Source organism: Yimella sp. RIT 621 (assembly GCF_004146205.1).
Taxonomy (GTDB): Bacteria; Actinomycetota; Actinomycetes; order Actinomycetales; family Dermatophilaceae; genus Yimella; species Yimella lutea.
The window spans coordinates 39,974-49,846 of sequence record NZ_SEIP01000018.1 but is presented as its reverse complement, the minus strand read 5'-3'; the positions used below and the strand labels follow the sequence as shown (position 1 = coordinate 49,846).

The window sequence follows — 9,873 nt, the reverse complement described above, 5'->3', positions numbered from 1 at the left end:
CGTTCGGTGAGGACCTGGAAGAGGAGTTCTGCTCCGCGGCGGTCGAGCTGCATGTAGCCGAGTTCGTCGATGCAGAGCAAGTCAACGCGTCCGTATCGGGCGATGGTCTTGGAGAGGGTCTTCTCGTCGGCGGCCTCGACGAGCTCGTTGGCGAGCTTGGTGGCCAGGGTGTACTTGACCCGGTAGCCGGCCATGGCGACCTCGGTGCCCAGAGCGATGAGCAGGTGGGACTTGCCGGTGCCGGAGTCGCCGATGAGGCAGAGGGGCTGGCCCTTCTTGACCCAGTCGCACTTGGCCAGGGTGTGAATGGTGGCGGGGTCGATGTTGGGGTTGGCGTCGAAGTCGAAGGCTCGCAGCGACTTCTCTCGGGGGAACTTCGCGGCTTTGATCCGTCGTTCTGAGCGGCGTCGTGCTCGGTCGTCGCACTCGGCGAGGAGGAGCTCGGCGAGGAGGAGCTCGGCGAGGAACCCTCGGTAGGACATCTGCTCGGCGGCGGCCCGGTCGGCACCGTCGGCGAAGCCTTGGCGGATGGTCGGCAGCCGCAGCATGCGGCACGCCTGGTCGATGGATGAGTCGGCGGCTTCTTCGGTCATTCCTCGGCGGCGGGTCATGCGGGGCTCCTTCATTCCTGGACGCGTGAGGGGCGGTGTAGCAACTGGTCGTACTGGTCGACGGTCGGCAGCGGTCGGGTATCGACGGGCAAGGGCTTGCGCAGTCGTCGCTCGGTGAGCGACGCGATCCCGGTGGTGTCGCTTCGAGTCGAGTCCGCGGTGTCGAATGCGCCGCCGTTGTCGTGGGTGCTGTCTTCGGCCTTGCGGGCTTCCAGGGCGACGACGTCTGCAGTGTGGCCTCCCGCTCGCAGAGCGGCGGCGAGTCCCGCGACGACATGTTCGTGCGCGAGGTGTCGGTGCAGCAGCAGAACCTCGATTAGGGCGCGGGTGCCGTCGGCGTCGCCGTGGGTCTTGCATGCTGCGGCCCACCATTCGTCGTGGATCGGGGTGAATCGGCCTGCCTTCCGGGCTTGCTCAAGGGCGGTGGCTCCGGGGAGGGCTCTGGGCTTGCGGAAGAGGACCTCGAGGTAGTGGTCCAGGTCGAGCTGGACGCCACTCTTGGTCATCAGCCGCTCGTGGCGCGCCACCACTGTCTGGCCGTCGTAGACGACCAGCTCGCTAGCATGCAGCAGGACTCTGACCTGGCGGCCGACGTAGCGGGCGGGCACGGAGTACTTGTTCATCCGGACGCTGACCTGAGCGAACCTGTCTACCCGAGGGGTGAACCAGCGGCCGGTCTCGAACTCCTCAACCGGCAGGAAAGCCAGGAGTGGCTGCTCGGCTGCGAAGTGCTCTCCGATGGTGTGCGCACGCGACGAGATCCGGCGATCGTCGGCTGAGCGGTCCCATGCGTCGACCATCGCGTTGAGCTCCTCGATGGAGTCGACTTCGGGGATGGGGACGAGGTGGTTCCGCCGGAACCAGCCGATGTCGCCCTCGACGCCGCCCTTCTCAGCACCCGTGCGATCCGGTGGGCGATCAGCCAGCTCCGCCGCGAGGGAGCGACGGTCCAGGGCCTTGCCCGCCAGCTCGGCACCACCTGGAACACGCTCTGGTCTTAGGTCCAGCCCGTCCTGGCCCGGGCCGCGGACGATCCATCCAGGTTCGAGGGCGTTCAGGTCCTGGGCGTGGACGAGCACGTCTGGCACCACCGCGATCCGCGCCGGCGCGGTCCGAAGGAACTCACCGGGATGGTCGACCTGACCCGCGGACCTCACCCGACAGCGCGGCTGCTGGACCTCGTCCCTGGCCGGTCAGGGACGGTCTATCGCGATTGGCTGGATGAACGGGGCGAAGGGTTTCGCCAGCGGGTCGAGATCGCGACGTTGGATCCGTTCCACAAGAACGCGATCGATGACCAGCTCGAGGACGCCACCTGCGTGCTGGACGCCTTCCACATCGTCAAGCTCGGCGGGGCTGCGGTCGATGACGTCCGCCGCCGGATCCAGCAAGAGACCCTCGGCCATCGAGGCCGCAAGGGCGAGCCTCTCTACGGGATCCGCCATGTTCTCCGCGCCGGACGAGAACGCCTCACGCCGCGCCAGCAGAACCGGCTGGCCAGCGCATTCGCGGCCCATCCCGATCACATCGCGGTCGAGGTCGCCTACCAGTGCGCCCAGGACCTCCGAGACGTTTTCCACCAGCCCACGCCCGCCCAGGGCCGACGCCTCGCCGAGCAGCTCATCGCGAGGCTGCCGTCCTGCCCGATCCCCGAGATCGCCAGGCTCGGGAAGACCCTACGCCGCTGGCGGACAGCATTCTTGGCCTACTTCGATACCGACGGCGCGAGCAACGACGGGACAGAGGCCATCAACGGGATCATCGAACTCGGTCGCCGCATCGCTCGCGGCTTCCGCAACTTCGAGCACTACCGCCTCCGAATGCTCCTCATCACCGGAGGACTCGACGCCTCACCCCACACTCAACTCTGAAGAGCCCGATTGCCACCTAGATTCGTGCCCTGAGCAAGCGCCCCCGATGGCGACTAGGGCGATAGTGGGCGCACTCGAAATCGCCTGCTGCCGCGTTTGATCGGACCCTTCTTGCGCGGCGTGGATTCGCGCCGAGCGTGATGTCAAGGGGAACGAGTCAGCTGAAGAATGCCGTTGATGACGAGACGGTTCCCCGCCGTCAATCCGAATGAGGACACTGACGCCTGGTGTTGTGAGAAGTTCTTGTGGTGGTGGTTCGTGGCTCCTAAACGCCGTCGAACCAGCGGACGGCCATGATTGCGAGCTGAGTGCGGTTTTCTCGATCGAACTTTCGCATGAGCCTGGACACGTACTGTTTGACGGTGGCCTCGCTGAGGTAGAGGCTGCGACCGATGGCGGCGTTGGTTGCTCCGGTCGCCACGAGCCGGAGGATTTCGCGTTCGCGGTCCGGGAGTTCTGGCATGGGCGCGACTGCTCGGTTCGTTGGCGAGAGCTCGGCGTCAGCGCTGTTCGTGGCGGGGTGCAGTTCGATGCGGGCGATGCTGTGCTCGCCTGAGCCTGTGTCGGTGAGTGCCCGTCTGGCGAGGTCACGCAGGTCGGCCGCGGTACGACGTGCCGGCTCGTCCTCGGTCGAGGTGACCAGTTCGTCGCTGCGGAGGGCGACGATGGCGAGCGCGCGCCTGGTTGCGCCGAGGCTGCCGGGTGCCGGTGCCGGTTGATCCTTGGGGTCGCCGGCTGTGATGGCGAGTTCGGAGCGGTGGACGCGATCATTGCGGGCGTCGCCGAGGTGGAGCATCAAGGCGATGATGACCCCGATGAGGAAGGGCACGCTGGCGGCCAAGACGGCGCTCGTCAGCGGTACTGCCGCCTGGATGCTGACTATGACGAGGCTGACCGAACTGAGCACGAGAGCGGCTGTGCCGGCCCAGATCGCGATCCAGTCGGCCGCTCGACGGTAGAGGTTCAACGCCGCCATCGCTGTACCCAGGCTGGTCCAGGGGATCGCGCCGCTGTAGGCTAATTCGGACAGCCGTGAGTCCAGGATTACCGAGCCCAGCGAGACGGCCGCGACGGCGAAGGCTCACAGTACGGGCTGGCGTGGAGAGAGCAGCCCTAGCGCGGTCACCGCGAGCTGAGCAAGTGTCATCGCCATGATGGCGGGCCATGCGGAGGGGATCGCTGCGACGCCGATGCTGGCACCGAGCAGGCTGAACGCGGCCAAGCCGAGCAGCGGCCAGGCCTGTTCGCGTTCGAGTCGTGCGCTCACGGTGACCTCCCTCCACGTCCATGATCTCGCTCCTGGATCGGTCACCGCAAAGCAGCCGCGGCGAGGTCTTCGCGTACTGCCTTGACCATCTTCCGGTAGCTGGAGGCGAGCTGGATATAAAACCATCCGCCGCCGGCCGCGCTGTAGGCGGCACCGATGGATTCCAGCGTCAACGTCAGCTTGTGCTTCTTGGCGTTGATGGTGATGCTCACCCTGACCCGTTGGGAGACCGGAAGCGCTGCGGTACGGACTGGTTTGCCACCCTCGCTCGCCACGGCGTTCTCGGCGTCAGTTTGCTCCCACAGGTAGTCGCGGGACTGAAACGTCTCTCGGACTGTCCTCATGACCTGCTCGACGGTGGCGTCGGGTCTGAAGTCGATTCTTGCCATGGTGGTGCTCCTTCGTTTCGATGGTGCGGGTCAGCGGATGTCCATGCGGGGCAGCCGCAGGACTGCGGCTGTCAGCAGGATGGCGAGCCACGCGATCACGGCCGTGGCGGCCAGCGGCAGCGGGAGATACCCGTATGACTCGGGGGCGGCCACGCCGGCGAGGCTCTCCACCGCCGCTCCTGGCAGCCATCGCGGGATGTGCTCGGAGTACCACTCGCCCAGAAACGTCGCCATGCTTACCGGCACGAGCGAGATCAGGCCGGTGGTCACCACGGCTGCCACCGCTGATCGGGTCAGGACCGCGAATGCGGCGCCGATCAGTCCTTGCACCGCCATCGATGCGCCGACCAGTACCACGACGGCGCGGATGAGGCCGGGGTCGGTGAGGTCAAGCAGCTCATATCCCTGCAGTGCGAGCATGCCCTGCGTTGCGGCGGTGGTCGTCACCGAGGCAATCAGCCCCACGACCAAGCCCCCGGTGCCGATGATTACAAGCTTGGCCGCCAGCACTCTTGTCCGGCGTGCGGTGGCGACGAAGGTGGACTGGCCGATCCCGTGGAACTCGATGGCGACGAAGTTCGCCGCCAGGTAGACGAAGGCCCAGGTCGTCAACCCAGAGCTGTAGAAGATGACGGCGTAGTCGCTCACCGACTGAGCATCGGCAAGGGTCGAGCTGTCCCCGATGAGCGTCATGAACACCCGACGCCAACGCTGACCGCCAGGATCAAGACGATACCGATCGGATGCAGACGCAGCGCAAGCAGCTTGCGCCGCTCCGCGGACAGAACGTCCATGAATCCCGGTACGGGAGTAGTGGGCGCAGACGCAACCGTGGTCATGCGTGATTCCCTTCGTCCGAACCTGCGCGGTACTCAACAGCGCCAGCCGTCAGGCGCAGGTAGGCGTCCTCGAGGCTTGTGCCGTCCTCCAGGTCGCTGATGTCGAACTGGTCAAGCAGCCTCCCGGCGCCGATCACCACCACGCGGTCGGCGGTCTGCTGCATCTCGGCCATCAAGTGGCTGGAGACCAGCACACACCTGCCCTCCGCCGCGAGGTCGCGCATCAGATGGCGCACCCAGCGCACCCCATCCGGATCGAGTCCATTGACGGGCTCGTCGAGGATGACCGTTCCGGGGTCACCCAGCAGCGCGGCGGCGATGCCCAGGCGTTGCCGCATCCCCATAGCCATCGCGCCGATCCGCCGTGACATGACCGAGCCCAAGCCGACCTTCTCAAGGAGATGATCGGCGCGCGCCAAAGGGATACGACCGGCGGCGGCAAGCCAGCGCAGATGCGCCCGGGCCGTCATGCCATCGGGGGCGCCCTTCGAGTCGAGCATGACACCGACCACCCGCTGCGGCGCAGGATGGTCGCGCAGGTGTCGCCGATCGACCGTGGCCTCTCCGAAGGTGGGCTGGTCCAGACCGACGACCATCCGCATAGTCGTTGTCTTACCCGATCCGTTCGGACCCACGAAACCCGTCACCTGTCCGTCAGGAGCGGTGATGGAGAGATCATCGACGGCCGTGACTGCTCGGACCCGTTTAGTCAGCTGCTGTGTTTCGATCATGACTCCACAGCACCAGGCAGCGCCGAATGCGACTAGCGTCTTCCGTTGGTGCCACCTGTCACGAACGTCTGTCACCCGTCATCACGAAGGTCTGTCACCTTCGTGACACGCCTTTGACCAGCGTGAACGCAGTGGCCCAGAACCGGTCTACCCACGTAGCCCTCGGCCGCTACGTCGAAACCAGGGATCGGCACATGCGTCGCAGTCCACCGGTTCGGTGCTCTCCCTCGCAGTACGCCCGAGCGACCTGCTGTTCATCTTGGTGCGTAATCCTGGCGCGATGGGTCGCTACCGGATGATTGCTCAAGCCGCTGCGGTCGTGGCCGCCGTGCTCGCACTGGTGGCGGCAATATCGAGTGCCGCCGCGTTGCCATCCGCCTCCGTGGAGGTTCTCGTCGCCGAGCTGTGGCGCACGGTCGGGCTTATGACGTGGGCCGCACTCTTTGCCCTCCTTGCAGTCCGTCCCGGACTGCTGGCCGTCTGGGTCATCGCGCTGAGCAGCAAGCTGGCGCTGGTGATCGGCGGTCTCCTCATCGGATACGCAGTGCCGGGGGCGAGCGATCTCGTGCTGTGGGACGGCGTCCTCAGCGTCGTGCTCGCCGTCGGGGCCGCGGCGGCTGCCCGAATGCGGGCGCTCGAGCGCGCCGATGGATAGGAATGGGCTCCCTTGCCCGTGAGCTTTCGCCGCTGCTCAACCTCGATGCCACCGCCCGGGCGCGGTGCGACGGGTGGGTCGGTGGCCGGTTGGGGCGTCCGCGACAGGCTGGGGGCGACTCCCTTGGCGGTGAGCTCGTCGGCGATGTCCCAGTCGTCGGGTAGAGACCGGGTCAGGCGGTCGAGTTTGCTGACCATGAGCGTGTCACCGCGGCGGACGGCGGCCATCGCCCCTCCGAGCCCTGGTCGGGCTCGGCTGGTGCCAGTGAGACCGTGGTCGACGTAGATGTGTTCTGCCTGGATACCGAGGGAGAGGAGCCCGTCGTGTTGAGCGGTGAGGTCCTTCTCGGCGGTGGAGGCCCGGGCCAGGACACCGAACGGCTCGTGCACACCCCCTGGTGCGCTGAGCGATCGAGTGTCCGTGGTGTGTGGAGGCTCGCCGCGCGGAGGAGCACGATGCGGGCTACCATCAGCGCTCGTCAGCCTTCGAGGTAGGCGTCGGCATATGCGGCGCTCGGCGCGATGGGTTGGATGACGTCCAAGAGGACTCCGTCGGGGGCGGCGACGATGAAGTGTCGCTGTCCGAAGTCCTCATCGCGGAGGGTGAGGAGGGGCTCCAGACCGGCCTTGCCGGTGAGCCGGTCGTGGACGGCGTCGACGTCATCCACTTCAAGGTTGAGGATTACCCCCTGCGGGAGAGCGCGGTAGTCGGCGGGGATGGTCTCGTGCTGGTAGGCGAGGACGGCAAGCTCGAAGGTTCCGAGGCGCAGGCTGACGTACCAGTCGGATTCGTAGGTGACCTCGAAGCCGAGGGCGTCGCGGTAGAAGGCGGTCGCAGCGGCGACGTCGTGCGAGGTGACGACGGGGTAGAAGCTGGTGACGGACATGACGTTCTCCTTTACGTACACTGAGGATGTAAGGGAAGAGTACATGCACAACGTACGTAAAGGAAGAGTTCATGCCGCGTGCCTCCGCTGCGGATGCTGCTTTGACCGCCGAGCAAGTCCTGGATGCCGCGACCGCGCTGTTCGCAGCCGGCGGCTTCGCCAGTGTCTCGCTCGATGACGTCGCCCGGGCCGCGGGGGTGACCCGGGGCGCGGTCTATCACCACTACCGCAGCAAGCCGGGACTGTTCCGTGCGGTCGCCGCGAGACTCCAGACGCAGGTTGCCGCGGCGGTGGTGGCAACTGCCGACCGCGAGGCGGGCGCGGTGGAGCAGCTGCGGTCCGGCTCGCACGCGTTCCTCGATGCGATCACCGCGGCTCCGGCCGTGCGGATCCTCCTGATCGACGCGCCGTCTGTGATCGGATGGGAGGAGTGGCGGCGCCTCGACGCCGAGAACTCCGGGGCACAGCTGCGGGAGGCGCTTCGGGACGCAGGCGCCCCCGCCGAGCTCATCGAGGCGATGGCGGCGCAGCTGTCCGGAGCGATGAACGACGCCGCACTGTGGATCGCGCAGCACGACACCCCCGCAACCGCGCGAGAGCAAGCACACGCCGCGCTCGACCGGCTCATCGCCGCCGCGATGGCGTGACCGTCCCAGGACCGCTGTGATCCTTCCGGCGGGAGCGCTCATGTCCAATGTCTCGAACACCGTGCGCTTGGGGTACTCAATCCGTAGACCTCGCGCCTGGATCGCGATGTCCGCACTCGGCGTCGGTTCCGTCCGTCCTAACGTCATGTCGTGCCTCGGTCAGTTCATGGGCTTGAGGCGAACCGACGACCAGTTGTCGGAGAGCGAGATGTTGCCGTTGAGGGTCCAGCCGGACTCCTCGGCGCGCTTCCAGATGCTGTCGCGGTTGATGTCGGCCTTGTTGCCTTTGGGGTAGCCGATCCAGACGGCCTTCGGCGACGAGAGCAGCGGAAACACGCTGTTCAGCAGCGTGTCGAGTTCGTCGCGATCATGGGCGAACATCACCACGACGTCGGTGGTGTCGCGGTCTATCCCGTCGATGACGGTGACGTCCTCGGGGAGGGGGTCGAGTAGCCCTCGGTGCTCGGGCGAGGAACGGCCGAGCAGCAGCTCGGTACCGGGCTTGATCTGGAGCTTCTCCGCGATAGTGCGTGCCATGGTTGGCCTTCCTTGTTCTTATTCGTTCCCTGACATGTGTCAGCCGTGGTCGGGCGGTGCGGGTCGATTCGGTCCGGTCACCGCAGGTGCTGGAGCAGTTCGCTCAATCGGCGCAGGACGTGGCTTCGCCAGCCGCCGTTCATGAACTTCCGGGCGAGTTGCTGCGTGGGGTCGTCGAGATCGAAGCCAGCGTGCTCCAGGAACAGGCGGGTGCCCTTCCCCTCAGGCTGCAGCGTCCAGGTGACCGTGGTCGCCATCCCGTCAGTGTTCTCAGCGTCGGCCCAGCTGATCCGCACCATCTTCTGGGGTCGCATGTCGAGCACCTGGCATGAGATCTGTCCGGAGAAACCGGTCTGCGCCACCGGACGTGCCCTGAAGGTGAACTTGTGGCCCACGACAGGTTCGAAGTCGTTGGGCATCAGCCACTGGGCCATGAGCTCCGGGGTCGTGAGCGCACGCCACACCTTGGGCGGCGGATGCTGGAAGTACTGGTCAACCTCGATCCGAGTCAGGTCGTCATGTGTGGTCATTCTTCATCCATCTCATCGAGAACGCCGCCGAGCGCGGTCATCCGGTCGCGCCAGAAGCGCTCATACGGTGTGAGCCAGTCGATCAGCTCGACCAACGGTTCACCCGTGACACGGTAGAAGCGGTGCCTGCCTTCCTGTCGCTCGTCCACAAGTCCCGACTCGCGCAGCGAGCGGAGGTGCTCGGAGACGCTGGGACGGGCCATGTCGAACTTCCCTGCGAGTTCCCCGGCGGTGTGCTCACCGCCCAGCAGCGCGTCGAGGATGTCACGACGAGTGGGGTTGGCGAGAGCGCCGAACACCTCGTCCAGCGGTCCACTCTTGAATCGCCGAGGCACAGCGCGTCGCCTTAGCCCTGCAGTACGAAGCCGTTGCCGTCCGGGTCTGAGAAGGTGGCCTGCCGACCCCACGGCATGTCGTTCGGTCCGTCGACGACCACGCCTGCCTCCTGCAGGCGTGCGACGTCAGCGTCGAGGTCGGAGCTGGCGAACAAAGTGCCCTGCCCGCCGCCGGCACTCATTCCGGGGAACGGCTTGTGCAACACGAGGGTGGTGCCGCTCGGGGCACCTACCTCAAGCCAACGGTTCTCGCCGAAGGTCTGGTCGGTCTTCACTTCGAGCCCGAGCGCGTCGACATAGAAGTCGTGCGCACGGTCCTGGTCGGAGACGAATACGGTCACTGTCTTCACTGTGTTGATAGCCATGCTTGCACCTTACGTAGGAAAAAACCTACACGTCAAACTCAGTGCGCTCAGAGACGCGAAGCAGCAGCCTGCTGGACCTACTGCCTGTTGGACCTACTGATCGACCCCCAGCCCCCAGCGGTGTCACCGCTCAGCGATATCCATCTTCTCGCCGCCAGGCATGGTGTCGAACGAGAACGACAAGTGGTGTCAGGTGAACTCGACAGAATC

The 9,873-nt window shown here is 66.1% G+C and carries 14 protein-coding genes and 2 pseudogenes; 3 read left to right on the top strand and 13 right to left on the bottom strand.

Annotated elements, in window-relative coordinates:
• Together EU513_RS14530 and EU513_RS14525 are read right to left on the bottom strand one after the other, a co-directional pair.
• The coding region (locus EU513_RS14530) for an ATP-binding protein (protein WP_129627226.1) at positions 1–611 on the bottom strand (611 nt) is incomplete at its 3' end.
• Positions 612–622: 11 nt separating this feature from the next.
• Positions 623–1,411 (bottom strand): hypothetical protein, encoded by a 789-nt coding sequence (locus EU513_RS14525; protein WP_205744802.1) that lies wholly within the window; start codon positions 1,409–1,411, stop codon positions 623–625.
• Positions 1,412–1,480: 69 nt separating this feature from the next.
• Between EU513_RS14525 and EU513_RS14520 the strand changes: the two are divergent.
• A pseudogene (locus tag EU513_RS14520) lies at positions 1,481–2,482 on the top strand (ISL3 family transposase); the annotation flags it as partial.
• Between the two features lie 265 nt (positions 2,483–2,747).
• Here EU513_RS14520 and EU513_RS16595 read toward each other — a convergent pair.
• From EU513_RS16595 to EU513_RS14495, 5 genes are all read right to left on the bottom strand, one after another.
• On the bottom strand, positions 2,748–3,458 hold the full coding sequence (locus EU513_RS16595) for a LuxR C-terminal-related transcriptional regulator (protein WP_275578142.1): 711 nt from the start codon (positions 3,456–3,458) through the stop codon (positions 2,748–2,750).
• A 105-nt stretch (positions 3,459–3,563) separates the two neighbouring features.
• A complete protein-coding gene (locus EU513_RS14510; RefSeq protein ID WP_129627223.1) occupies positions 3,564–3,749 on the bottom strand; it encodes a hypothetical protein in 186 nt (61 codons plus the stop codon).
• A gap of 41 nt (positions 3,750–3,790) precedes the next feature.
• Entirely contained in the window at positions 3,791–4,138 is a 348-nt protein-coding gene (locus tag EU513_RS14505) for a hypothetical protein (RefSeq protein WP_129627220.1), read from the bottom strand.
• Positions 4,139–4,168: 30 nt separating this feature from the next.
• Positions 4,169–4,786 (bottom strand): hypothetical protein, encoded by a 618-nt coding sequence (locus EU513_RS14500; RefSeq protein WP_129627217.1) that lies wholly within the window; start codon positions 4,784–4,786, stop codon positions 4,169–4,171.
• A gap of 187 nt (positions 4,787–4,973) precedes the next feature.
• Complete coding sequence (locus EU513_RS14495) at positions 4,974–5,708, bottom strand: ABC transporter ATP-binding protein (RefSeq protein WP_129627214.1); 735 nt, start codon at positions 5,706–5,708, stop codon at positions 4,974–4,976.
• Positions 5,709–5,925: 217 nt separating this feature from the next.
• On the opposite strand from EU513_RS14495, the gene EU513_RS16485 reads away from it, so the two are divergent.
• Positions 5,926–6,363, top strand: a complete 438-nt coding sequence (locus EU513_RS16485) for a hypothetical protein (RefSeq protein WP_168990298.1) — start codon at positions 5,926–5,928, stop codon at positions 6,361–6,363.
• Between the two features lie 128 nt (positions 6,364–6,491).
• Here the strand turns inward: EU513_RS16485 and EU513_RS16480 are convergent.
• Positions 6,492–6,752, bottom strand: a pseudogene (locus tag EU513_RS16480) (recombinase family protein); the annotation flags it as partial.
• Positions 6,753–6,841: 89 nt separating this feature from the next.
• Positions 6,842–7,249: a VOC family protein gene (locus tag EU513_RS14485; RefSeq protein ID WP_129627211.1), complete on the bottom strand. Its 408-nt coding sequence runs from the start codon at positions 7,247–7,249 to the stop codon at positions 6,842–6,844.
• 71 nt (positions 7,250–7,320) lie between these two features.
• Between EU513_RS14485 and EU513_RS14480 the strand changes: the two genes are divergently transcribed.
• Positions 7,321–7,896 carry a TetR/AcrR family transcriptional regulator gene (locus tag EU513_RS14480; protein WP_047312964.1) on the top strand — a complete coding sequence of 192 codons (576 nt, stop codon included), beginning with the start codon at positions 7,321–7,323 and terminating at the stop codon, positions 7,894–7,896.
• Positions 7,897–8,055: 159 nt separating this feature from the next.
• Here EU513_RS14480 and EU513_RS14475 read toward each other — a convergent pair whose 3' ends face one another.
• The 4 genes from EU513_RS14475 to EU513_RS14460 form a co-directional block, all read right to left on the bottom strand.
• Positions 8,056–8,433, bottom strand: a complete 378-nt coding sequence (locus EU513_RS14475; protein ID WP_129627208.1) for a DUF3052 family protein — start codon at positions 8,431–8,433, stop codon at positions 8,056–8,058.
• 77 nt (positions 8,434–8,510) lie between these two features.
• The gene (locus tag EU513_RS14470; protein WP_129627205.1) at positions 8,511–8,963 is read right to left on the bottom strand and encodes an SRPBCC domain-containing protein; all 453 of its coding nucleotides are present in this window, start codon (positions 8,961–8,963) and stop codon (positions 8,511–8,513) included.
• The gene (locus EU513_RS14465; RefSeq protein WP_129627202.1) at positions 8,960–9,298 is read right to left on the bottom strand and encodes a helix-turn-helix transcriptional regulator; all 339 of its coding nucleotides are present in this window, start codon (positions 9,296–9,298) and stop codon (positions 8,960–8,962) included. The genes EU513_RS14470 and EU513_RS14465 overlap by 4 nt, the downstream gene beginning before the upstream one ends.
• Before the next feature lie 11 nt (positions 9,299–9,309).
• Positions 9,310–9,663, bottom strand: coding sequence for a VOC family protein (locus tag EU513_RS14460; RefSeq protein ID WP_129627199.1), 354 nt, complete (start codon positions 9,661–9,663; stop codon positions 9,310–9,312).
• Positions 9,664–9,873: the final 210 nt, after the last annotated feature.